Origin of the sequence: Rothia sp. HMSC061E04 (assembly GCF_001813685.1) — a bacterium.
Lineage (GTDB): Bacteria > Actinomycetota > Actinomycetes > Actinomycetales > Micrococcaceae > Rothia > Rothia mucilaginosa.
Genome location: NZ_KV813697.1, coordinates 129,054 through 151,932, shown reverse-complemented (window position 1 = coordinate 151,932; position 22,879 = coordinate 129,054). Strand labels below are relative to the sequence as shown.

The 22,879-nt window shown below is 60.0% G+C and carries 16 protein-coding genes, 1 tRNA gene and 1 other RNA gene; 14 read left to right on the top strand and 4 right to left on the bottom strand.

All coding sequences use genetic code 11. The annotated features are described in order from the left end of the window. Nucleotides 1-42: 42 nt before the first annotated feature. The gene (locus HMPREF2927_RS02700; RefSeq protein ID WP_070685279.1) at nt 43-1,110 is read left to right on the top strand and encodes an alpha/beta hydrolase family protein; all 1,068 of its coding nucleotides are present in this window, start codon (nt 43-45) and stop codon (nt 1,108-1,110) included. A gap of 109 nt (nt 1,111-1,219) precedes the next feature. Further along, complete coding sequence (locus tag HMPREF2927_RS02695) at nt 1,220-1,915, top strand: TetR/AcrR family transcriptional regulator (RefSeq protein ID WP_049340301.1); 696 nt, start codon at nt 1,220-1,222, stop codon at nt 1,913-1,915. A 90-nt stretch (nt 1,916-2,005) separates the two neighbouring features. Here the strand turns inward: HMPREF2927_RS02695 and HMPREF2927_RS02690 are convergent, their stop codons facing one another. The 3 genes from HMPREF2927_RS02690 to ffs all read right to left on the bottom strand — a co-directional run bounded on the left by HMPREF2927_RS02690 (nt 2,006) and on the right by ffs (nt 2,852). Further along, a complete protein-coding gene (locus tag HMPREF2927_RS02690) occupies nt 2,006-2,329 on the bottom strand; it encodes a type II toxin-antitoxin system VapB family antitoxin (RefSeq protein WP_070685277.1) in 324 nt (107 codons plus the stop codon). Nucleotides 2,330-2,467: 138 nt separating this feature from the next. Continuing rightward, nucleotides 2,468-2,556: transfer RNA gene (locus HMPREF2927_RS02685), tRNA-Ser, on the bottom strand. Nucleotides 2,557-2,755: 199 nt separating this feature from the next. Further along, nucleotides 2,756-2,852, bottom strand: an RNA gene (ffs, locus tag HMPREF2927_RS02680) — signal recognition particle sRNA small type. Between the two features lie 217 nt (nt 2,853-3,069). On the opposite strand from ffs, the gene HMPREF2927_RS02675 reads away from it, so the two are divergent. From HMPREF2927_RS02675 to purL, 7 genes are all read left to right on the top strand, one after another. Next, the gene (locus tag HMPREF2927_RS02675) at nt 3,070-5,859 is read left to right on the top strand and encodes a DNA polymerase III subunit gamma and tau (RefSeq protein ID WP_070685275.1); all 2,790 of its coding nucleotides are present in this window, start codon (nt 3,070-3,072) and stop codon (nt 5,857-5,859) included. 178 nt (nt 5,860-6,037) lie between these two features. Next, a complete protein-coding gene (gene recR / locus HMPREF2927_RS02670; RefSeq protein ID WP_070685274.1) occupies nt 6,038-7,210 on the top strand; it encodes a recombination mediator RecR in 1,173 nt (390 codons plus the stop codon). Nucleotides 7,211-7,397: 187 nt separating this feature from the next. Beyond that, a complete protein-coding gene (locus tag HMPREF2927_RS02665; protein WP_070685273.1) occupies nt 7,398-8,693 on the top strand; it encodes an aspartate kinase in 1,296 nt (431 codons plus the stop codon). A gap of 116 nt (nt 8,694-8,809) precedes the next feature. Then, nucleotides 8,810-9,763: a 3-methyladenine DNA glycosylase gene (locus HMPREF2927_RS02660; RefSeq protein WP_070685271.1), complete on the top strand. Its 954-nt coding sequence runs from the start codon at nt 8,810-8,812 to the stop codon at nt 9,761-9,763. Nucleotides 9,764-9,986: 223 nt separating this feature from the next. After that, nucleotides 9,987-10,238, top strand: a complete 252-nt coding sequence (gene purS / locus HMPREF2927_RS02655; RefSeq protein WP_005507194.1) for a phosphoribosylformylglycinamidine synthase subunit PurS — start codon at nt 9,987-9,989, stop codon at nt 10,236-10,238. A 5-nt stretch (nt 10,239-10,243) separates the two neighbouring features. Then, entirely contained in the window at nt 10,244-11,056 is an 813-nt protein-coding gene (gene purQ, locus HMPREF2927_RS02650; RefSeq protein ID WP_070685269.1) for a phosphoribosylformylglycinamidine synthase subunit PurQ, read from the top strand. 25 nt (nt 11,057-11,081) lie between these two features. Beyond that, nucleotides 11,082-13,400, top strand: coding sequence for a phosphoribosylformylglycinamidine synthase subunit PurL (gene purL, locus HMPREF2927_RS02645; protein ID WP_070685267.1), 2,319 nt, complete (start codon nt 11,082-11,084; stop codon nt 13,398-13,400). A 138-nt stretch (nt 13,401-13,538) separates the two neighbouring features. On the opposite strand, the gene HMPREF2927_RS02640 is transcribed toward purL, so the two are convergent. Beyond that, nucleotides 13,539-14,201, bottom strand: a complete 663-nt coding sequence (locus tag HMPREF2927_RS02640) for a biliverdin-producing heme oxygenase (RefSeq protein ID WP_070685265.1) — start codon at nt 14,199-14,201, stop codon at nt 13,539-13,541. A gap of 238 nt (nt 14,202-14,439) precedes the next feature. On the opposite strand from HMPREF2927_RS02640, the gene HMPREF2927_RS02635 reads away from it, so the two are divergent. From HMPREF2927_RS02635 to HMPREF2927_RS02615, 5 genes are all read left to right on the top strand, one after another. After that, nucleotides 14,440-16,788: an HtaA domain-containing protein gene (locus HMPREF2927_RS02635; RefSeq protein WP_070685263.1), complete on the top strand. Its 2,349-nt coding sequence runs from the start codon at nt 14,440-14,442 to the stop codon at nt 16,786-16,788. Nucleotides 16,789-16,971: 183 nt separating this feature from the next. Further along, nucleotides 16,972-18,135, top strand: coding sequence for a heme/hemin ABC transporter substrate-binding protein (locus HMPREF2927_RS02630; RefSeq protein WP_070685261.1), 1,164 nt, complete (start codon nt 16,972-16,974; stop codon nt 18,133-18,135). Further along, on the top strand, nt 18,135-19,214 hold the full coding sequence (locus HMPREF2927_RS02625) for a FecCD family ABC transporter permease (RefSeq protein ID WP_070685259.1): 1,080 nt from the start codon (nt 18,135-18,137) through the stop codon (nt 19,212-19,214). Before HMPREF2927_RS02630 ends, HMPREF2927_RS02625 begins: the two co-directional genes overlap by 1 nt. Then, nucleotides 19,211-19,981 (top strand): heme ABC transporter ATP-binding protein, encoded by a 771-nt coding sequence (locus tag HMPREF2927_RS02620; protein WP_070685257.1) that lies wholly within the window; start codon nt 19,211-19,213, stop codon nt 19,979-19,981. Before HMPREF2927_RS02625 ends, HMPREF2927_RS02620 begins: the two co-directional genes overlap by 4 nt. A gap of 258 nt (nt 19,982-20,239) precedes the next feature. Further along, on the top strand, nt 20,240-22,798 hold the full coding sequence (locus HMPREF2927_RS02615; RefSeq protein ID WP_070685255.1) for an HAD-IC family P-type ATPase: 2,559 nt from the start codon (nt 20,240-20,242) through the stop codon (nt 22,796-22,798). Nucleotides 22,799-22,879: the final 81 nt, after the last annotated feature.

Below are 22,879 nucleotides of genomic sequence, written 5' to 3'. Positions count from 1 at the left end.
TCATCCCGGCGGCAGTAGAACCCCCGCACCTACAATGGAGATATGAAGAGTCTGATCCGCAGAGTTCACCGCAGCGGAGCTCACCGTACCGGGCAGGTGGCGTCCCCGCTGGAGGCGGGGCGTGCGCTGCGTGCCTCGGTGCGCCGCTCGATTCGGGGCTCTATACGGCGAGCGCGGAGGCGGCGGCACCGTAACCAGCGGCGGCTGAGCGCGCATATTCCGCGTCTGCATCCGCTGGTCACCTATGCGGCGCAGGCTGTGCGCACCGGTCTTTCCCTGTTGGAGCCGATGTTTCTGGCTTCGTCTGAGCTGCTCGGCTACCGGTCGTTTACGCATCGCGGGCGCAATATCTACTATCGGGTCGACAACCTGCACCTTCTGTCCGAGTCTGAGTCTGCGCCCGGTGTGCTGTTCTATTTTGATGGCGACCATCTCTCCCGTGTGGGTAGCCGCCTGTTGCGCCGTGACTCCCCGTTGCGTACCGAGTTGGCGCAGGTGGCGGCTGAGTTCAACTTGCTGTCGGTGCCGGTGCTGTCGCCGGGTAGTTTGCGGGAGCCGCGGCTGGCCGATGGTGATTCTTATGCGCCTCCGCTGACCTATAACTGGTGGGTTCGTGCCCGCTCGAACGGCAGGATGGTTCGCGCCCTCATTGAGGAGATTGCCCTGGCGTACAAGGTGGATATGAGCCGCGTCTGGCTTGCGGGTTATTCGGGCGGTGCGGAGTTTCTCAGCTACGAGCTGTTGTCGCACGATATTGACTGGATTCGAGGAGGCGGCGCGACCTTCATCGGTGGAGGCGGTGCTGACGGCGTGCCGGTTCGGGTGCGTGAACGGGCTGCGCTGAATCCTTCTTCGCATGCGCATCTGTTGATGAGCTGGCATGTGGGTGTGCTGGATGGGCGTTCGCCGTCGGGTCGGTGGCGTATGGCGACGAGTTCTGAGGGGAGTTGGTCGGCGCGGATTGCGGTGCAGGAGGGTAGCGCGTTCTACGAGGGTTTGGGGGCGCGGACTTTGTTGCAGGTGACTCCGGGGCGTGGCCATACGGGGTATCCGATTGCGTCGTTGGTGGGTGCTGATTTGGCGGCGGCTACGCGTTTGGGCTTCTTGTAGTGCCGGTCGTTCTGTCATATTTGTGAAAATTCGCATGGATTGGGCAAATTTCTTGGTGACACATTCGATAAATTCGTCATTTGCTGACGATTTGGGGTAGAGTGTCACTATGCCCCGTATTTCTGCAGCAACCAACGCCGCCCAGCGCGAAAACACCAAGCGCGCCATCCTCAACTCCTTCGGCGAGATCCTCTACAACCGCGGCCTCTCCGGCCTGACCATGACCGACGTCGCCAAGAACGCCGGCATCGGCCGCACCGCGGTCTACAACTACTTTGCCGACATGGGCGAACTGCTGGTCGCCTACGCCCTGGACGAGACCGAACGCTTCCTCAACGAGCTGCGCGTCGGCCTGGAGGGTATCGAAAACCCGATTGACCAGCTCGCGGTCTACATTCGCTTGCAGATCAACGACCTGGCGCGCCGCCACCTGCCTCCGGGCCCTGCGATGCGCTCCATGCTCTCCCCCGAGTCCTACGCGAAGCTCGGCAAGCACGTTCACGAGCTACAGATGGTGCTCGCGCATATTCTTTCTGCCGCCATTGCCGAGAACTACATTCCGAAGAACGACATTCGCGAACTGGCGATGCTCGTGCACGGTTCCCTCTCTTCAAGCGCCGGTCGCGCCGAGGATGCACCGGATGAGGAAACCCGTGAGCGCCAGATTCTGAATACTATCCGTTTTATTCAGATGGGTCTGGGTGCACGTTTCGATGCCGAAGGTAACCCTGTTCGTCTGGACTCCGAGGAGTCTCTGCCTGAGCAGTCTCCGGTGCAGGAGGCAAACCTGAAGGTCGCTTCCTAATGGTTTAGCGGGCTGAATAGCGACATATAATGCCGCGGACCTGATGCTTCTCGCATCGGTCCGCGGCATTTTCTGTATTCGGGTGGGTTTTTACGCGCCGGGAAACAGTGCCGGGGAGATGGAGTCCAGGTCCAGTACGCGCGCGTACATGACGGCGCGGCAGTGCAGGGCGTTACGCAGTGCGCGGTGCACGCCGTCTTCGAGGTAGAGTTCGCCTCCCCATTTGACCACGTGCGGGAAGAGGTCGCCGTAGAAGGTGGAGTCTTCGGCGAGTAGGGTCTCGAGGTTGAGGGTTTTTTGGGTGGTGATGAGGGTGTCGAGGCGTACCTGCTGCGGCGGGATTCCTCCCCAGTCGGCGTGGGTCATGCCGTGCTGGGGGTAGGGGCGACTGTCGCCTACTTTTTTGAAGATCATGGTGGTGCTTTCTGCAGGTATGGGGCGCCTCGGCGGCACGTGTAACCGTGAGGTTCTGATGTAACCGTGGGGTTCTGAAGAAATAGTACCAAGGGGTATAAAAAATCCCCGGTCTTAGAATCTAAGACCGGGGATCGGTGGCGGAGGATGGGGGATTTGAACCCCCGAGGGCTGTTAACCCAACACGCGTTCCAGGCGTGCGCCATAGGCCGCTAGGCGAATCCTCCAGCTATGTTTTCTACGCATTGCGTAGGCAACGAATAAAACTTTACTATGCTTTTGCGAAGCATGCAAGCCCTAGATGGGAAAAGTAACAGAAAGCACATTTATGGATGCTCGTGCCCCTGTTTTTGGGCGGAGCGCCAGCGGAGCGGGCACGCAGTGCATAGACGGGTGCATGACTATGTAGTTACCCGTTTTTTGGGTAAAAAAGACCTCCTACGCACCCGTCATAGCTCGAATACCCTTGCTACCTTCCGGTCCTGGGGGAGTTTTCCAAGATAACGCCACGTAAGAGGCAAGAACCAGTGTACCGGATTTTTGGGTTCTTGGGAATTCGGCGCGTCCGCGGTATTTCTGTGGGCGTACCTTGCCACCCGGGTAAGCGTCCATGGTAGGCGTCACGGTGGCGGTGGTGTGGTGGCGTGTTCACCGGTGACTGTCGGCCACTCGGGCCGGGGGTAAAGCGTCTAAAATGGTAGGGATTGTCCTATCCGCACCCCCGAGTTGAAGAGGTTGCCGTGAGCACTGCCCTTTATCGTCGTTATCGCCCCGAAACCTTTGCTGAGGTTATCGGGCAGGAGCACGTGACCGAACCTCTTATGGTCGCCTTGGAGAAGAACCGTGTGAATCACGCGTACCTGTTTTCGGGTCCGCGTGGTTGTGGTAAGACCACGTCGGCGCGTATTTTGGCGCGTTGCTTGAACTGTGCGCAGGGTCCGACTCCTACTCCGTGTGGTGTGTGCGATTCGTGCCGTGAGCTCTCGCGTGATGGTGGCGGTTCTCTTGACGTGATTGAGATGGATGCGGCGAGCCACGGCGGTGTGGATCATGCCCGTGATTTGCGTGAGCGCGCTACTTTGGCACCGGTCCGTGACCGTTACAAGATCTTCATTATTGATGAGGCGCATATGGTGACCCGTGAGGGTTTCAATGCGCTGCTGAAGATTGTGGAGGAGCCGCCGGAGCACGTGAAGTTTATCTTCGCGACGACTGAGCCGAATAAGGTGCTGGGTACGATTCGTTCGCGTACTCACCATTACCCGTTCCGTCTGGTTCCGCCGGAGGTTCTTCTGCCGTTCCTGCAGGGTCTGTGCGATCAGGAGCAGGTGCCGGTTGAACCGGGTGTGTTGCAGCTGGTGATTCGTGCTGGTGGCGGTTCGGTGCGTGATTCGCTGTCGATTCTTGATCAGCTGATGGCTGGTGCGTCTTCGCAGAACGGTATTGAGTATGACCGTGCGGTGGCGCTGCTGGGTTATACCCACGCGCAGCTTCTGGATGAGGTCATTGAGGCATTGGGTGCGAAGGATGCGCCGACTCTCTTTGGTGCGGTATCTCGTGTGGTGGCTACCGGTCAGGATCCTCGCCGTTTTGTGGAGGATCTGCTGGAGCGTCTGCGTGATTTGATTGTGGTGAAGGCTGTTCCACAGGCTGCCGGCCAGATTTTGCAGGGTGTTCCGCAGGATCAGTTGGAGCGTTTGGCTCAGCAGGCTCAGGCTTTGGGCGAGCGTGAGCTGACGGTTGCTGCGGGTACGGCGAATGAGACTCTGAATGGTATGACGGGTGCGGCGAATCCGCAGCTTCAGCTGGAGTTGCTGTGTGCTCGTCTGCTTCTGCCTGCTGTGGAGGGTTCTGCCGGTGGTGCGGAGGTTGCGGCGTTGGCTTCTCGCCTACAGGTTTTGGAGCGTCGCGTGGCTTCTGGTACTGCTAGTTCGGTTCCGGCGGAGGGCGGCATGTCTGCTGCTCGTGCGGCGGGTATGGTGGCGGCTGGCCTGACTCCTAAGACCCAGGCGCCTAAGACCCCGGCTCCTCAGATTCAGGCGCCTAATGCGCAGACTCCTAGCGCCCCTGCTCAGGAGGCGACTGCCCCGCATTCTGCCCCTCAGCAGGACAGTTCTCAGCATGCCAGCCCGAGTGCTCCCCCGCTGGCTGGCGCACCCCTTAGCGCCGCCCCCTTGGCACCGACCGCGCAGGCCCCTGCAACTCAGGCACCTGCAGCTTCGGCTGGCGCTCCCCTGGCGGGTAACGCCCCGGCGACACCGGATACCCCCGCTTCTTCTGTAGCTGATGCCGCTGCGGCGGGTACCCCCTCCGCACCTCTGAAGCTTAACCCGAACGATCCGCTGGCAGCGGTTCAGGGTAATTGGCGTGCCATTCTTAACCGAATGAGCGTTCCGGGTGCGGCGGAGCAGCTGATGAAGGTTCGCCCCGCCCGCATGGACGGCGCGACCCTGTACGTGAGCGCCGACATTGCGACTTTGCGCGCGGTCAAGGGCTTTGTGCCCGAGCTGACCGCCCGCGTGAGTGAGTTCCTGCGCCGTCAGGTGACCATTCACGCTCAGGTGGCGAAGCCCGGCGCACAGGTCAAACCTGCAGCGCCCGCGGCACAGCCTGCGGCTCCGGCGGCTCCCGCCCCGCAGGCGCCTCAGCCGCCCGTTCAGCAGACTCCCCCGTACCCCGCTCAGCCGGCGCCTCTGGCTGATGGTCCGCGCGGCGGTGAGGATGCGTGGCGTCGCCACGGTCAGCCGCTGACCGGTGCAAACACCCCCGAGTCCACGAGCGTGGATGCGCCCCTGGGCGCGTGGGAGGTTGCCCCGATTCCGCAGAGCGCCCCCGAGGAGGCACCTCAGCAGGTTGCCCCGGCTGCACCGGCTGCGCCGCTGGCTCCGGCTGGTCCGCTTGCGCCTGAGCCCCCGGTTACTCCACAGGTTCCGGCAGGTCAGCAGGTTCCGACTGCTCCGGCGGGCGGTTTTGGTGAGCGTGATTCCTTTGCTGCCTCCGGTAGTGGAGTTCCGCAGCAGGAGGGCGTTCCTGAACCCCAGCAAGCACAGGAACCCCCGTTCTCGCAGGAGCCTCCTCACGCGGAGGAACCTCCGTATGAGGAGGAGCCCCCTTTTGAGGATGAGCCTGCCTACACTGAACCGGTTGAGGCACCTGCTGCGGCCGCAATGCCGACTGCACCCGCAATGCCCGCTGAGCCTGTAGCACCGGCAGGTCCCCTCGTTACTCCGGTTGCCCCGGTGGGCGCCCTCGCACCGGCTGGTCCGTTGGCAGAGGTACCGCAGGCAGCTCCGGCCGATACTGCTCCGGCAAGCGATGAGAAGCCGGCATCGCAGGCTTCTAACGCACCTGCCACACCGACTCCTAGCGCACCGGTGGCACCGGCTCGCCCGGCACGCGCCGCATCCGATGAGGACTACGTCTCTGAGGATGATGAGAAGGTCGAAAACAGCACCTTCATCGGTCTGCGCGCTATCGAAAAAATTATTGGTGGCACCGTCATCGATGAACGCCCCCTGCACCAGCCCTAATCCGGGGTTGTAGGTGCCGCGCCCGCCATCGCACCGATGGCGGGCGCACTCATTCCAGCCGCATACTCGCTACGCGATACGCCCCTAAACTGTCAGGGGTTGGGTGCATACTCATAACGTCGCCCAAGAACAGCGCACCAACGCACCAGCACAACGCACCGCATCTGAAGGAGAAGCCATGTACGAGGGAGCAGTTCAAAACCTCATTGACGAGCTCGGCCGCCTGCCGGGTGTGGGCCCCAAGTCGGCTCAGCGCATCGCTTTTCACATTCTGAATGCGGATGCTGTCGATATGGCGCGCCTAGCCAACGCCATTTCCACGGTGAAGACCAGCGTCAGCTTCTGCGAGGAGTGCGGTAACGTCTCCGAGACGAAGCTGTGCACAATCTGCCGCGATGAGCGCCGCGACCCGTCCGTGCTGTGCGTGGTCGAAGAATCCAAGGATGTGGTGGCGATTGAGCGTACCCGTTCTTTCACCGGCCGCTACCATGTGCTCGGTGGTGCTATTAACCCGCTGGCGGGTGTGGGGCCTGAGCAGCTGCGTATTCGTGAGTTGGTGTCCCGCCTGGCGGATGAGCGTATCCAGGAGATTATTCTGGCGATGGACCCGAACCTTGAGGGCGAGGCGACCGCAACCTACCTCTCGCGCATGCTCGTGCCGCTGGGTGTGCGCCTATCGCGTCTGGCGTCGGGTCTTCCGGTCGGTGGCGATCTGGAGTACGCGGACGAGATTACCCTGGGCCGCGCGCTGGAGGGCCGCCGCGTCATTAGCGAGGGCACGGCGGTGGCTCATACTGCCGCCGAGGATTTTGAGCGTGTGAACCGCGAGGAGGAGCAGGAGCGTGAGCAGGCGGCTCAGGTTCAGGCTCAGGAGGCGAAGCAGAGTCGTCGCCGCTGGAATTCGAGCATGTTTGATGACCTGGATTCTGAAGATTCTGCCGGCTCCCGCACGGAGGCGCCCGCCGCTGAGGGTGTGCAGGGCACGGTGGATGAGCAGCTGATTGAGCAGGTTCTGCAGGAGGCTGAGAAATCAGGCGACAAGGAATCCGGTAACGAGGAATCCCGCCGTGAGGGCTCCCCCACCGATTCCGATGCGGGCTCTACACTTGAATCCGCAGAAGCAGAAGCAACCCCCGACCTGGGTGAAGACTCCGGCGAGGAGGCTCCGGCGAGCGCCGCCTCCGAACCGGTTGAGGCACCCGTAGCCGAGCAGGCAGATGATGCGCCGGAGGTGTTCCGCACCCCGGACTATGAGGAGAAGATCCGCTCGATTCAGAACGCCCCGTTGCGCACCCCGAAGCCGGATGTTCCGCCGTTGCCGGGTGTCACGTACGTGAACCCGTGGACCTAAAAACTAGCCTCCGCGGGCGTGCTGTGCCCGCCTCAGCATCCCGCGTCACCACCGCGTAATACTACGTAATATTTCACGGGGCAATACATACGGGTGCACAGTTCGCCGCTTGCACTGAACGCCGTCTACTATAAATGAGGAGCCGGCGTCTGCCGGTGGCACACAAGTAACTGACCTGGAGAATTCTATGAGCCTGATCGTCCAAAAGTTCGGCGGTTCCTCCGTAGCGGATGCGGAGGGTATTAAGCGCGTTGCCCGCCGCATCGTGGACACTCAGAAGGCAGGTAACGATGTGGTCGTCGTGGTGTCCGCTATGGGTGACACCACCGATGAGCTGCTCGACCTTGCCGCAGAGGTCACCAGCAATGTCACTCCTTCCCGTGAGCTGGACATGCTGCTGACTGCCGGTGAACGCATTTCGACTGCCATCCTGTCGATGGCTGTTAACGACCTGGGTGCTAAGGCCCAGTCTTTCACCGGTTCTCAGGCTGGCATGATTACCGACGGCGTGCACGGTTCTGCACGTCTGGTGGAGGTCAACCCGGAGCGTATCCGTGAGTCGATTGAAGCTGGCAATATTGCGATTGTTGCTGGTTTCCAGGGTGTTCACCGTCAGAGCGGTGATATTACGACTCTGGGTCGTGGCGGTTCTGATACGACCGCTGTTGCTCTGGCTGCTGCTCTGAAGGCTGATGTGTGCGAGATTTACTCGGATGTGGACGGCGTGTTCACTGCCGACCCGCGTATCGTTCCGACCGCGCATAAGCTGGATACTGTCACCAGTGAAGAGATGCTGGAGATGGCGGCGAACGGTGCGAAGATTCTGCACCTGCGCTGTGTCGAGTATGCTCGCCGTTTTAATTTGAAGCTTCACGTGCGTTCTTCGTTCTCGAACCTTGAAGGCACCATTGTAATCCCGGAGGACTCCGCGGAACTGACCCCCACCCATCTGAAGGAGATTCCCTTGGAACAGCCCCTGATTTCTGGTGTTGCACACGATCGTAGCCAGGCGAAGATTACCGTTGTTGGTGTTCCGGATGTTCCCGGTTCGGCAGCGAAGGTGTTCGGTCTGCTCAACGAGGCGAAGGTTAACCTGGACATGATTGTTCAGAACGTGCCGACTGACCGCCCGAACGTGACCGATATTTCCTTCACTCTGGATCAGGCTCAGGGCGATGCTGCGCTGAAGGCGCTGAAGGCTGCGCAGGCTGAGCTGGGCTTCCAGGAGGTTATTTACAACGAGTCTGTGGGTAAGCTATCGCTGGTTGGCGCGGGCATGAAGACTAACCCGGGTGTTTCGTTCACTTTCTTCGATGCGCTGTCGACTGCTGGCGTGAACATTGACATGATTTCGACGTCTGAGATTCGTATTTCGGTGATTACTGAGCTGAGCAAGCTGGATGAGGCTGTTCGTGCGGTGCACACTGCGTTCGGTCTGGATGCTGAGGGTGAGGCTACTGTTTACGGTGGTACTGGCCGCTAGGGTTTAGCTCGTTTGTGAGCTGTACGCTTCGGGAGGGGCGGTGCTGGTTTGATCCGGCGCCGCCCCTCCCTTTTGTCTGTGTATTTGTGGGCGTGCGGGTGCTCTACCCTAGAAGCATGAGTAGTGTTGTTTTTTCCCAGGTGATGGATGCCCGCCAATGGCGTGCCGCAGAGGCAGCACATGAGGCGTGTGCCGGCCGCTACGCCGACCCGTTTGCGCAGCGTCGCGCCCGCCACGAAGTGCACCCCGTGGAAGACTTCCTCTTCACCTACTACACACTCAAGCCCGGCCAGTTCAAGCGCTGGCATCCCGGCGCCGGTGTCATTCTGCTGGATGCGCCCGAGCGCGCCTCCTGGCGTTTCTACCGACCCGCAACCGAGCAGGAGCTCCTTGACGCAGGCTGCACCCCCGAGGTTGCGCGTGCCCAGGCGGACGCCGCATCCGCCGTCACGGTGGACGTCACCGATTTTGTGGAGCGCCGCGCTACCGCCCTCGCCTTCACCCACGAGATCCTGCGCAACACCGCGGCAAAGAAGGGTCAGTTTGGTTGCTTCGGCATGCACGAGTGGGCGATGGCGTACAAGTCGGTGGAGAACAATATCCGCCACGACTACCTGGAACTGCGCCTGGGTGCGGAGGGTACGGACCGCGTGGTGGAGGAGCACCGCATCCGTTGCTCGCACTTTGATGCGTTCCGTTTCTTCATGCCGCAGGCTGCGCCGATGAACGAGCTGCAGCCGACCCGCGAGACGCAGCGCGTGCTGGAGCAGCCCGCGTGCCTGCACGCGAATATGGACGTGTACAAATGGGCGTATAAGCTGCTTCCGCTGGTTGATTCGACTCTGGTCATGGATTGTTTCGACCTGGCGTGGGATGCGCGCGAACTGGATATGCGCGCAGCCCCCTACGATATTCGCGACTGGGGATACGAACCGATTCCGGTGGAGACGACCGAGGGTAAGGCTGAGTACGTGCGGATTCAGCGTGAGCTGTCGGAGCGTTCGATTGAGCTGCGTGAGCGCCTGTTGCAGGTGTGCGAGCGCTACCTGCCGCCGCTAAGTAGTGAGTAGGCTGGGCGGCGAGTAGACCGTGCGGTGAGTAGCTGGTTGGTGGCGCGGGCTGATTGCGTTTTTGGTGCTGTGGCCTGTGGGTTTGGTGCCCAGTGCGTGAGAAAAGGGTGACTTGGGGCTCTCTATTTGGTAATTGGTGGTCTCGTCATCTCACTTTCCGCTGTACTGGGGTAGAATGAGATACGGCTCATACAGAACCCACGCACCCAAGGAGTGCCCACACATGGCCCGTATTGTTGTTGATGTTATGCTCAAGCCCGAAATTCTTGACCCGCAGGGTAAGGCTATTTCTCACGAGCTGCCCCGTATCGGCGTTGATTCCTTCGTTGATGTTCGCCAGGGTAAGCGCTTCGAGCTGACCGTCGAGGGTGAGGCAACCGAGGAGCACCTCGCGGCTGCCCGCAAGGCTGCTGAAGAGTTGCTCTCGAACCCCGTCATCGAAGACGTTGTGAACGTTTCGGTTCTGGAGGACTAATACCTATGGCAGAGTCCCTCGCACCCACTGAAGTCCCCCTGGTTGGCGACTTCTCTATCTACTCCCCGAACCCCGCTTTCGCTGACGCACGCGTTGGCGTGGTGACTTTCCCTGGCACCCTGGATGACCGTGACGCTGCGCGTGCTGTCCGTCTGGCTGGCGGTACCGTCGTTGAGCTGTGGCACGACGACGCTGATTTGAAGAACGTTGATGCCGTCATTATTCCTGGCGGTTTCTCCTACGGTGACTACCTGCGTGCTGGCGCTATTGCTGCGAAGGCTCCCGTGATGCGTTCGGTGATTGATGCCGCTAACGCTGCTGGTACCTCCGGTTCCGCTCCCCTGCCTGTTCTAGGTATTTGCAATGGTTTCCAGATTCTGACTGAGTCTCACCTGCTGCCCGGTTCGATGATTAAGAACGATCACCGCAAGTTCATTTGCCGTGACCAGGTTCTGCGCATCGAGAATAACTCCACCTCCTGGACGAGCGATTACGCTACTGGCCAGGAGATTGTTGTCCCTCTGAAGAACCAGGACGGTCAGTATGTTGCTGACCCGAAGACTCTGGAAGCGCTGGAGGCTGAGGGTCGCGTGGTGTTCCGCTACGTTGGTTTCAACCCGAACGGTTCCCGTAATGACATTGCTGGTATCAGCAATGAGCGCGGTAACGTGGTCGGTCTGATGCCGCACCCGGAGCACGCTGTGGAGCCTGGCTTCGGTCCTTCCTCTTCCGGTTTTGGTGAGGTTTCTTTGCGCGGTGGCGCCGATGGTCTCGGCGTGTTCACCTCCGTTCTTGCCAACCTGATTAACGCCCGCTAACGCACGACAAGGATTCTAAGAAGTTATGAGCGAAAAGCAGTTTAACCTCGACACCGTCGAGCACGCGGCGGCAACCCCGGACACCGAACTCCCCTGGGCTGAACTGGGTCTGAAGGAGAACGAGTTCGAGGATATTAAGGAGATTCTTGGTCGCCGTCCTACCGCGGCTGAGCTGGCAATGTACTCGGTCATGTGGTCCGAGCACTGCTCCTACAAGTCTTCTAAGGTTCATCTGAAGCAGTTCGGTGCAAAGGTCACCGATGAGATGAAGAAGGACCTGATGGTCGGTATCGGTGAGAACGCCGGTGTGACCGATATTGGTGACGGCTGGGCTGTTACCTTCAAGATTGAGTCCCACAACCACCCCTCGTACGTGGAGCCCTACCAGGGTGCTGCGACCGGTGTGGGCGGTATTGTGCGTGACATTATTTCCATGGGTGCACGCCCGATTGCTGTGATGGATCCGCTGCGTTTCGGCGCGATTGATCACCCGGACACCGCCCGTGTTATTGGCGGCGTGGTTGCCGGTATTGGTGGTTACGGTAACTCCCTGGGTCTGCCGAACATCGGCGGCGAGGTTGAGTTCGATTCCTGCTACCAGGCAAACCCGCTGGTCAACGCACTGGCTGTGGGCATTATGCGTCACGAGGACATCCGCCTGGCGAACGCATCGGGCGTGGGCAACAAGGTTGTTCTGTTCGGTGCACGCACCGGTGGCGACGGCATCGGCGGTGCGTCGGTGCTGGCGTCCGAGTCTTTCGATGACACCAAGCCCTCGAAGCGTCCTGCCGTTCAGGTGGGCGACCCCTTCGCTGAGAAGGTTCTGATTGAGTGCTGCCTGGAGCTGTTCAAGGGCTCCGTGGTTGAGGGTATTCAGGACCTGGGTGCTGCGGGTATTTCCTGCGCAACCAGCGAGCTGGCTTCTAACGGTGAGGGCGGCATGCACGTCGACCTGACCAAGGTTCTGCTGCGTGACCCCACCCTGACCCCCGGCGAGATTCTGATGTCTGAGTCTCAGGAACGCATGATGGCTGTTGTCTCCCCCGAGAACGTGGAGCGCTTCGAAGCGATCATGAACAAGTGGGGCGTGGAGTACTCCTTCCTCGGTGAGGTCACCAACTCTGGCCGCCTGGTTATCGAGTGGGACGGCGAGGTCATCGTGGATGTTGACCCCCGCACCGTTGCGCACGACGGCCCGACCTACGAGCGTCCTTACGCACGCCCCGAGTGGCAGGATGACGTTCAGGCTAACCACTTCACCGGTTCGGCTGCCGACGATTCCCGCCCGCGCGGTAAGGAGCTGGGCGAGGCAATCAAGGCGTTCATGGCCTCCCCGAACATGTGCTCCAAGTCCTGGATCACCAACCAGTACGACCGCTACGTTCAGGGCAACACCGCCCTGTCCATGCCGGACGACGGCGGCGTGGTGCGCGTGGACGAGAACACCAACCTCGGTGTTGCTCTGGCGACCGACGCCTCCCCGCGTTTCACCTACTTGGATCCGTACGAGGGTGCTCGCGCGTCCTTGGCTGAGGCGTACCGTAACGTTGCGACCGTTGGTGCACGCCCCGTAGCTGTGTCTGACTGCCTGAACTTCGGTTCTCCCGAGGATCCGGACGTCATGTGGCAGTTCGCTGAGGCTGTTCGCGGCCTGGCTGATGGCTGCATGGAGCTGGGTGTTCCGGTGACCGGCGGTAACGTGTCCCTGTACAACCAGACCGGTGGTAAGGCTATTAACCCGACCCCCGTGGTGGCGATGATGGGCGTGATGGATGACGTCACCCGCCGCACCCCGTCGGGTTGGGCTCCTGAGCATGACGGTCAGGCTATCTACCTGCTGGGTACCACTCGCGATGAGCTGGACGGCTCCGAGTGGGCTCGCTTCAAGGGTCACCTGGGCGGTCAGCCGCCGAAGGTTGATCTGGCTCTGGAGCGTCAGCTGGGTGACATGCTGGTGAACATGTCTCGTGACGGCATGATTGATGCCGCGCACGACGTGTCTGCTGGTGGTCTGGCTGCTGCTCTGTCGGAGGCTTGCCTGCGTTTCAACACCGGTGCCCGCATTGGTCTGGGTGAGGTTGCTGAGCGTGACGGCGTGGACCTGTTCACCCTGCTGTTCTCGGAGTCCCTGGGCCGTGTTGTGGTTTCGGTTCCGCGTTCTGAGGAGGTGCGCTTCAAAGATATGTGCACCGCTCGCCAGTTCCCCTTCGCACGTATTGGTGTGGTGGATGCTGAGTCGAACGCTCTGGACTTCCAGGATGAGGTTTCCATTGACCTGGATGAGCTGCGTGCAGCTCACGAGGGTACTCTCGCTTCTTACTTCGGTGAGGTTGCGAAGGGCTAGTTTTCGACTAGTTTGAGACTAACGCCGAAAGGGGCGGATGCTTGTGAAAGCATCCGCCCCTTTTGTTATGCCCGCTGGCTTGTGCCAGCGAACTTGTGCCTTGAGTGTTTAGGCGTTGAGCGTTGAGGTGTTCGGTGTTTATGCCTCGGCGACCTTGCGGCCCAGCTGTGCGAACAGCGAGGCGTTGATGCGGAAGCCTTCGATGCATTCTTCGATGAGGGCTTCGCGCTGTTCGTCGGTCAGGGGTGCGTTGTCGAGCAGTTCGCGGTAGCCGTCCTTGAAGACCTTGGGCTTGGGCAGTTCGGTGAAGCGGTACATGCTCAGTGCTTCTGCGGGGATGCCGTAGTGGCGGGTGACGAGCGCTGCGACTGCCTGGCCGCCGGAGAGGTCGCCGAGGTAGCGCAGGTAGTGGTGTGCGAGGTAGCGTTCGGGGGAGTTGATGGTGGCGCGGATGCGCTCTACGTATTCTGCGGTTGCGGGCAGGGGCGCGTCGATGTCACCTTCCTGGCCGAGTGCGCGGATGTCTGCGCGGATGTATTCTGCTCGGTCGAGGCCGGGGTGGGTGAAGGGTTCGGTGATGGGGCTGGGTTCTGCGCGGTAGTGTTCGGAGACTGCTTCGAGTGCTTCGTAGATGTGCACGTACTGGTTGATGAGGCGCAGGTATGCCTCGGTGTTGAGGGAGCCGCCCATGAGGTCTTCCATGAAGGTGGAGTGTTCGGCGTTGTCATGGACATGTTTGGTGCTTTCCTTCAGGCGTGCGGAGAAGCGTTCCTGGGTGGTTTCGGGGGCGGTCACAGTCATGGTGAGTTCCTAAAGTGGCTTGTGGGTGAACAATAAATGTTTTAGTGACACGATGTCACCAAAACCTGTTAATGACATATTGTCACCAAAAACCGGTTTTGGCAATAGCTCTCACAAAAAAATTTGCTAAGGTAAACCTCATACACAAGTCACCCTAGGCATTAAGTTACACAAACATAGGCTAATAGGGCTAGACTTGATACGAACACCACAATCACAGAATCCAAGGAGACACCGAATGTCTACCCCCTCTCTCACCAAGCGCACTTGGGCGTTCTTGGCTTCAGCAACCATCGGTCTCAGCGGCGTCGCTGGCGTACCCGTAGCCTTCGCAGCTGAAACCAACTCCCACGTCAGCGCCGGTGAGGTAACCGCAGCTTCAGAGCAGAGCCTGCAGGACGTCACCGTCAACTGGGGCCTGAAGAAGTCCTTCCGCTCCTACATCAACGGCGCCTTCTCCCAGGGCTCCCAGGAACTGACCGGCGTCACCACCAACGAAGACGGCTCCTACCACTTCACCTCCGCCAAAGGCACCGTAGCTAACGGCGAATACTCGGTCACCTTCACCGGCTCCTCGATTCACTACACCGCTCACCACGGTCTGCTGGAAGTCATCATCTCCGACCTCTCCGTCACCATTAAGGACGGCGTGGGCACCGTGCGCGCCAACGTTCAGTCGCGCCCCTACAACGGCAACACCACCCCGAACGACCTGGTCGAAACCAAGAACATGACCCTCGGCACTTTCAACGCCTCCGGTCTGAAGGTTGAGGGTAACACCATCACCCTGCCCAGCGTTGACGAGGAAAACGGCACCCGCGTCAAGCTTTCCGAAGAGGCAACCGGCGCCTTCGCGGGCTTCTACAAGGCAGGTCAGGAGCTGGATGCACTCGGCTTCTCCGCAACCATCGTGACCAAGGAAGCACCCGCGCCGAGCCCTGAGCCCAGCACTGAACCCAGCGCCGAGCCGAGTGCTGCGCCGACCGCAGAGCCTTCCTCCGCACCGACCAGCGAGGCACCCAAGCCCGCAGAGCCCACTTCTGCAGCACCGAGCGCAGCTCCCACCTCCACAGCTCCCTCCTCCCCCGCCGCAACCACCGAGCCCAAGCGTGAAGAAAAGGTCACCGGCAACGTCGTCGAGTCCGGCACCCTCAGCTGGGATATCCGCGAGTCCTTCCTGAAGTACCTGACCGGCTTCGCGCACGGCTCCGTGAACGTTGAGGGCATGGAGAAGACCGCGGCTGGCGGCTTCAAGTACACTCAGGCATCCGGCGTGTACAACCCCGAGACCAAGACCGGTCAGATCAACTTCGCGGGCACCGCAGAGTTCACCGGCCACAACGGTCAGCTCAAGAGCACCATCAAGAACATGCGCCTGGTCGTCGTCAACGGCAAGGGCACCCTGGTTGCTGACGTTGACGCGCTGACCCGCGACGGCAAGTCCGTTTCTAAGACCGGCCTGGCTATCGCCGAGGTGGACCTCTCCGGCGCGAGCGTGAAGGACGGCGTCTTCTCCGCACAGAACGCAGCAGTCGCGCTCACCGCTGAAGGTTCCGACGTGCTCTTCGCGGGCCAGTACCGCGGTGCCGACAACGCCATGGCGCCGCTGAGCTTCTCCGTAAAGCTCAGCGAGCAGACCGCGGAGAACACCGTTGAGGTTCCCCGCGTCTCTGAGAATAAGTCCTCCGATAACAAGGGTTCTGAGAACGGCTCCTCCGATAACAGCTCCTCGAACGCCTCCGGTAACTCCGGCGCTAACGGCTCCGGTTCTAATGGTTCGGCAGGCACCTCCGGCAGCATTTCTAACGGCGGTTTCTCCTCGAACAGTTCTGTCAGCAACAACCCGGCACAGCCTGTCTGCGTACCCGTCACCCGCACCCGCGAGGTGCAGGAGCAGGGCGCATCCGACGGCACCATTAAGAGCGCAAACCTTGGCTGGGGCGTGCGTGATTCCTTCCGCAACTACGTGCGCGGCGGCATCGCGAACGGTAGCTGGGAGCTGAACGGCACCTCCTACTCTTCGGATGCGTTCAACTGGTCTAACGGCACCGGCACCTTCAAGGGCGGTAAGGGTTCCATCTCCTTCAGCGGTTCGGTTCGTTTCACCGGTCACCACGGCATTCTGGACACCACCATTGCGAACCCGCGCCTTGAGATTAACGGTAATTCCGGCACTCTCTACGCGACCATGAACAGCAATGACCCCTCCGGCAAGGCAACTAACTACGGTGAGGTGGCACTGCTGAAGGTGGATCTTTCGGGTCTGCAGAGCTCCGCTGACGCTGTGAGCGTCAACGGTGCGGCAACCACCCTGACCGCTGAGGGCGCGAAGGCGTTTGCTGGCTTCTACGACGCCGGTAAGGACATGGCTCCGCTGAGCTTCTCCGCGGCGATTAACGGCGCGAAGACCACCACCAAGACCGTGTCCGAGACTGTCTACGAGGGTGAGGGTTGCGACCCGGTCACCGGCAAGCCTCTGGCTTCCACCGGCGCCTCCGGTGTTGAGGGCACCCTGGTTGCAGGCTTCATCGCTGTTGCAGCCGGCGCGGGTACCGTCGTATACACTCGCCGCCGCAAGAAGGCATAACGGCACCTCACGAGGATGCCCACGCTGTCGGCTTGCCCGTGAGACTCAACCATAAGGTTCACCGGTGAGCCGACACGGCCCATGCGGGGGTGCAGATTTTCACTGCACCCCCGCTTCAGGTACCAGGTTTTACCCCGGCGCCTACCCCAGTTTTTCTAGTTCCCTTTTTTCTGTGAGACGACGATGTTTTCTTCCCTTTCTTCTTCTGCCCTGAACCGCCGCGATGCAGTGAAGTATACGGCGTTCTCCATCACTTCCGCGTTCCTGCTGAGCTCTTGCGGTGTGGGTACTCAGAACCCTGCCGCTTCTTCAAGTACTTCGCAGGCTGTGGTGGATGAGCAGAGCACCCGCACCGTTTTGGAGAGCCTTGCCGATCAGCTGCGTTCTTCTATTGCCCCAGATCAGAAGGCTCTGCGCGGCCCCAATAGCGCCGCGGATACCCCCGAAATTCAGCCGATGGTCGATACCCCCACTCCGGCTTTCCCCGTGACGTTCAAGGATTTCAACGGCACTGAGGTGACCGTTAAGTCCGCTGACCGTGTGCTGGCACTGGACCTGTACGGCACTCTGGCTCAGCAGATGATTGCGCTGGGCCTGGGCGGTCGTCTGGTTGGCCGTGTCACCTCCTCGACGGAGCAGTCGCTGGCTCACCTGCCGCTGGTGACCCAGAACGGTCACGACCTGAACGCTGAGGCGATTCTGGCGACCTCCCCGGACCTGGTGCTGTGGGATAAGAGCAACGGCCCGATTGAGATTGTGGATCAGCTGCGCGCAGCGGGCGTGACCGTGGTGGTCTTCGATCATGAGCGTCGTATGGATAAGATCATTCCGCAGCTCAAGGCTGTTTCGCAGGCACTGGGTGTTCCGGAGGCGGGCGAGCAGGTTGCTACCCGCGTGCAGCAGGACCTGGATTATGCCCTGCAGGTGCTCAAGGACGTCGCCCCGAAGGGTGCACAGCAGGTGTCGTTCGCGTTCCTGTACGTGCGCGGTACTGCTGGCGTGTTCTTTGTGCTCGGCAAGGGTTCGGGCGCTGACGATTTGATTCAGGCTATTGGCGGCAAGGATGTGGCGTCTGAGCAGAACGCGACGAATATTATTCCGGCGACCAGTGAGGCGCTGGTGAAGCTGAACCCGGATGTCATTCTGACCATGAGCGGCGGCATTAAGTCCACCGGCGGTTTGGATGGTTTCTTGGCTCGCCCGGGTGTGGGTGAGACGACTGCTGGTAAGAATAAGCGCATTATTGATATGGGCGACGGCCAGATTCTGTCCTATGGCCCGAATACTCCGGCGGTGTTGCTCTCGCTGGCTAAGGCTGCGTACTCGACTCCTGCGGGGGCCCAGTAGTGGCTGCCGTGAAGAGTGCTACGGGTGCGCGGGATTATCGCGCTTCGCGTCGGCGTCGTGCCGGTCTGACGTTTACGTTTTTGGCGGTGGCGCTGTGCGTTGTGATGGTGCTGTCTGCGGGTTTGGGTCAGTACAATATCCCGATTGATCAGGTGGTTGCTTCTGTGGGCCGCCGCCTGGGCCTGGCACCGGAGAACCCGGCGATGCAGCTGGCGGATAGCACTCTGTGGAATATCCGTTTCCCGCGTGTGCTGTTGGGCGTGCTGGCGGGCGCCGCTTTGGGTACCTCCGGCGCGGTGATGCAGTCGGTGTTTGGTAACCCGTTGGCTGAGCCGGGCGTGATTGGTGTTTCCTCAGGTGCGGCGGTTGGCGCGTGTTTGTCGATTGTGTTGAACCTGCAGTTCTTCGGTATTTTCACGACTCCTGCATTCGCGTTTGTGGGTGCGTTGGCGGCTACTGCGCTGGTGTATTTCCTGTCGCGTTCTTCGGGTCGTGCGAAGGTCCTGTCGATGATTTTGACGGGTATTGCGGTGACTGCGGTGGCGAATGCGATTATTGCGTTCCTCATGTTTATTGCTGATACGACGAGCCGCGATCAGATTGTGTTCTGGCAGATGGGTTCGCTGAACGGTTCCACATGGAAGGCTGTGGCGAGCGTGTGGCCGGTTATTCTGATTGGCTTGGTGGCGTGTTTTGTGATGGCTTCTTCGCTGGATGTTCTGGCGTTGGGTGAGCGTGCGGCGCAGCATTCGGGTGTGAACGTGGAGCGCCTGCGTGCGGTGTCTATTGCGGCGACGGCTTTGTTGACGGGTGCTGCGGTGGCGTATGCGGGCATTATTGCGTTTATTGGTCTGATTATTCCTCACCTGTTGCGCATGATTTTGGGTCCGTCGAATCGTGTGTTGTTGCCGGCTTCGGCATTGGGCGGCGCGCTGTTGATTGCGCTGTCTGATTTGGGTGCGCGTACGCTGGTACCTTTTGCTGATTTGCCGATTGGTATTTTTACGGCTTTGGTGGGCGGCCCGACGTTCTTCGTGTTGTTGCGTCGTTCCCTGGGTCAGGGCGGAGGTGCTTCGTGAGTGAATTGTTGAGCCTGTCCGGTGTGTGTTTTAACGCTGGTGGGCGTCAGATTTTGAATGATGTGTCTTTGTCTGTTGCTGCGGGCGAGGTTGTGTCGCTGATTGGCCCTAATGGTGCCGGTAAGTCGACTCTGTTGGGTGTGATTGCTGGTGATATTGCCCCCAGTGGCGGTGAGATTCTGTTGGATGGCGCCCCTCTGGGTTCAATTCCTGCCCGTCAGATGGCGCGTCAGCGTGCGATGCTGTTGCAGAAGTTGAATGTGGCGTTTTCGTACACGGTGCATGAGGTGGTTCAGATGGGCCGCACCCCGTGGAAGGGCACGGAGCGCGCTGAAGAGGATGACGCCGTGGTTGCTTCAATGATGGAGCGTACGTCGGTGACTCATTTGTCGGATCGCGATATTACGACTCTGTCCGGTGGTGAGAGTGGCCGTGCGCATTTGGCGCGTGTGTTCGCTCAGCAGACCCCGCTGATTCTTTTGGATGAGCCGACTGCGGCGTTGGATATTACGCATCAGGAGCAGACGTTGCGGGTGAGCCGTGAGTTGGCTGTTGAGGGTGCTGCCGTGTTGACGGTGCTGCATGACTTGGATGTGGCGGCTGCGTATTCTGACCGTATGGTGTTGTTGCGTGGTGGTGAGGTGGTTGCTTCGGGCGCCCCTGAGCAGGTGTGTTCGGCGGAGTTGTTGTCTGAGGTGTATCAGCATCCGATTGAGGTGTTGAGGCATCCGGTGACGAATCGTTTATTGATTCTGCCGGAACGCTGAGTCTGCTAGCGTGCTGAGTCTGCTGGCGCGCTGATTTTATAGGGCGTTAGTGAACCATCCCGCAAACACTTTCCACCTCAAAATATGCCAGTATTCGCATATATTAAATCTCCGTTCTGGAATGGCTGTAAATATCAGTTCATTACAGGGCGGAGATTATCTTTATCCCCTCCTGCACGGATACACTGAAAGGTAGTGTCCGCAATACTGAACTCTATTCAGTTCAGCATTCCATCCATTCGAGAAAGAGACCCCCGCATGGATCCTCAGCAGAAAACGGCAGCGCCTGCCGTTGCCGGCTACATTCCCGAATATTCTGAAACACCGCATAGCGGATCTTTCGATATTGCCCAGCACGGTTTGAGCAGCGATGATGTTGCCCGCCTGACTGCTGAGGGTAGGGTCAATACCCAGAACAATAAGTCTTCTCGCACGCTGTGGAGCATTATGCGTGCGCACCTGTTCACGGTCTTCAACTTTGTGTTGGGTGCCTGTGGTGCCGTGGTGATCATGTACCAGCGTTGGGCTGATCTGCTCTTCCTGGGGGCTGTTATCGCTAACGTGGTGATTGGTTTTGTGCAGGAGTACAAGGCGAAGCTTGAGCTGGACCGCATCTCCCTGCTGGACCGCTCCCCCGCTACTGCCGTGCGTGACGGCAAAAGCGTTGAGGTTCCGATGGAGCAGCTGGTTGAGGGTGACGTTGTCATCCTCAAGCGCGGCGATCAGGTTCCGGCGGATGCTGTTGTACTCACCTCCGATTCTTTGGAGCTGGATGAGTCCCTGCTGACCGGTGAGAACGACCCGATTGCTAAGCGCCCCGGCGATATGGTGCTGTCGGCGTCGAGTGTGCTGGGTGGTACTGGCCGCGTCCTGCTCTCTCACGTGGGTGCTAATTCTCGTGCAAGCAAGATTTCTGATGAGGCGCGCCAGTTCTCACGTATTCAGTCCGAGCTGCGTGATGCGCTGAACCGTGTGGTCCGCTGGATTACGGTGGGTCTTGCGGTCATTATTCCTGTGGTGTCGTGGGGTCAGATTCAGGCCGCTGGCGGCCTGGAGACCGTGCAGCAGAACCACCTGTGGGAGCAGGTTTCTATTGCGGTGGTGTCTTCGGTTGCTTCGATGATTCCGCAGGGCCTGGCACTGATGACTACTCTGGCGTTTGCGGCGGCGGCTGTGGCGCTGGGTCGTAAACACAACATCCTGGTGCAGGAGCAGCCTGCGGTTGAGGTTCTGGCTCGTGTGGACGTGGTCTGCTTCGATAAGACCGGCACTCTCACCGAGGGTGGCGTGATTTTTGATTCGGTGCGCCCGCTGGACACCGTTGCTGAGGCTGAGGGCCCCGATGCTGACTCGGCTGAGCACACTTCCTGGCGTGCTTCTCTGCCCGCCGGTTGGAATGAGGCGCTGGCGTGGTTCGGTCACGATGAGAACGCGAACCCGACTGCGGCGGCTCTGACCGGCGGTTTCCCGGATGCTTCCTCGGCTTCGGTGAGCGGTATTGTGCCGTTCTCGTCGGCGCTGCGTTTTAGCGCGATTGAGTTTAAGGATTCGGGTGCTTGGCTTCTGGGTGCTCCGGAGGCACTTCTCGCCAAGGGCACCGCTGAGCGTGAGCGTGCCGCTGAGCTGGCGGCGCTGGGTCTGCGCACGATGGTTTTGGCGCATGCTTCTGCGGTGGTTCGCAATGAGAAGGATGAGCCAATCCAGAAGATCCCGTCGGATGCTGCCCCGGTTCTGTTCGTGATTTTCCGTGAGAATGTGCGTGCGGATGCGCCTGAAATTGTGGAGTATTTCCACCGTCAGGGTGTGACTCTGAAGGTCTTCTCGGGTGATAACCCGTTCACTGTAGCTGCGGCTGCGAAGACTGCGGGCATGGATACGTCTGCGGGCGCGGTTGATGCGTCGACTCTGCCTGAGGACGGTCCGGAGCTTGCTGAGGCTGCGGTTACTCACAATATTTTCGGTCGTGTGTCGCCCGAGCAGAAGAAGAACATGGTGATTGCTCTGAAGGAGCGCGGCCATGTGGTGGCGATGACCGGTGACGGCATTAATGACGCTCTGGCGCTTAAGCATGCAAGCTTGGGTATTGCGATGGGTAACGCTGCTCCGGCGACGAAGGCTGTTTCTCGCCTGGTTCTTCTGGACGGTAAGTTCTCGTCTCTGCCGGCTGCGTTGGAGCAGGGCCGTCAGGTCATTACGAACATTGAGATGGTGGCGAACCTGTTCTTGACGAAGACTGGTTTCGCGATTCTTCTGGGTGTTCTGTTCAGTATTTTCGGTTTGACCTTCCCGTTCTTGCCGCGTCAGTACTCGACTGCGGACTTCTTGATTGTGGGTGCGTCGTCCTTCGCGTTGACTCTGCTGCCGAATTCGCGCCGTTACGTGCCGGGCTTCTTGCGCCGCGTGCTGAATTACACGGTTCCGAACTCGATTATTGTGGTTGCGATGCTGTTGGCGGTGACGTTCACGGCTCGCGGCATGGGTGTTGAGGATATCCGTCAGATTCAGACGGCTTCGTTCATTACCCTGGTGATGATGGGTCTGTGGAACTTGGCTGCGGTGGCTCGTCCGTTCAACCGTGCTCGTGTTCTGCTGTTTGGCGCGTTGCTGGCGGTGTTCTTCGCGGCGCTGTTCGTGCCGATTCTGGTGGAGTACCACCAGTTCGTTACTGTGCTTCCGCATCTGCTGTGGACGTCTCTGGGTGCCGGTGCTCTGGGTGCCGCGCTGATTGAGGTGAATGCGCATCGTAATCGCCGTTGGCAGAAGCGTAATTACCCTGAGCTGGAGGTTGCTCCGCTAAATTTCTTCCCGACTAAGTAGCTAGTCGGAAAGGTAGCTGCTTCGGTAGCGTGTGGGCCCCGTATCCTGTGGATGCGGGGCCCTTTCGTGTCTTCGCAAGCA

What these genes read in the sequence shown, in the direction of transcription:
- HMPREF2927_RS02700 (WP_070685279.1), top strand. Translation starts at nt 43, where the DNA reads ATGAAGAGTCTGATCCGCAGAGTTCACCGCAGCGGAGCTCACCGTACC.
- HMPREF2927_RS02695 (WP_049340301.1), top strand. Translation starts at nt 1,220, where the DNA reads ATGCCCCGTATTTCTGCAGCAACCAACGCCGCCCAGCGCGAAAACACC.
- HMPREF2927_RS02690 (WP_070685277.1), bottom strand. Translation starts at nt 2,329, where the DNA reads ATGATCTTCAAAAAAGTAGGCGACAGTCGCCCCTACCCCCAGCACGGC.
- recR (WP_070685274.1), top strand. Translation starts at nt 6,038, where the DNA reads ATGTACGAGGGAGCAGTTCAAAACCTCATTGACGAGCTCGGCCGCCTG.
- HMPREF2927_RS02665 (WP_070685273.1), top strand. Translation starts at nt 7,398, where the DNA reads ATGAGCCTGATCGTCCAAAAGTTCGGCGGTTCCTCCGTAGCGGATGCG.
- HMPREF2927_RS02660 (WP_070685271.1), top strand. Translation starts at nt 8,810, where the DNA reads ATGAGTAGTGTTGTTTTTTCCCAGGTGATGGATGCCCGCCAATGGCGT.
- purS (WP_005507194.1), top strand. Translation starts at nt 9,987, where the DNA reads ATGGCCCGTATTGTTGTTGATGTTATGCTCAAGCCCGAAATTCTTGAC.
- purQ (WP_070685269.1), top strand. Translation starts at nt 10,244, where the DNA reads ATGGCAGAGTCCCTCGCACCCACTGAAGTCCCCCTGGTTGGCGACTTC.
- purL (WP_070685267.1), top strand. Translation starts at nt 11,082, where the DNA reads ATGAGCGAAAAGCAGTTTAACCTCGACACCGTCGAGCACGCGGCGGCA.
- HMPREF2927_RS02640 (WP_070685265.1), bottom strand. Translation starts at nt 14,201, where the DNA reads ATGACTGTGACCGCCCCCGAAACCACCCAGGAACGCTTCTCCGCACGC.
- HMPREF2927_RS02635 (WP_070685263.1), top strand. Translation starts at nt 14,440, where the DNA reads ATGTCTACCCCCTCTCTCACCAAGCGCACTTGGGCGTTCTTGGCTTCA.
- HMPREF2927_RS02630 (WP_070685261.1), top strand. Translation starts at nt 16,972, where the DNA reads ATGTTTTCTTCCCTTTCTTCTTCTGCCCTGAACCGCCGCGATGCAGTG.
- HMPREF2927_RS02615 (WP_070685255.1), top strand. Translation starts at nt 20,240, where the DNA reads ATGGATCCTCAGCAGAAAACGGCAGCGCCTGCCGTTGCCGGCTACATT.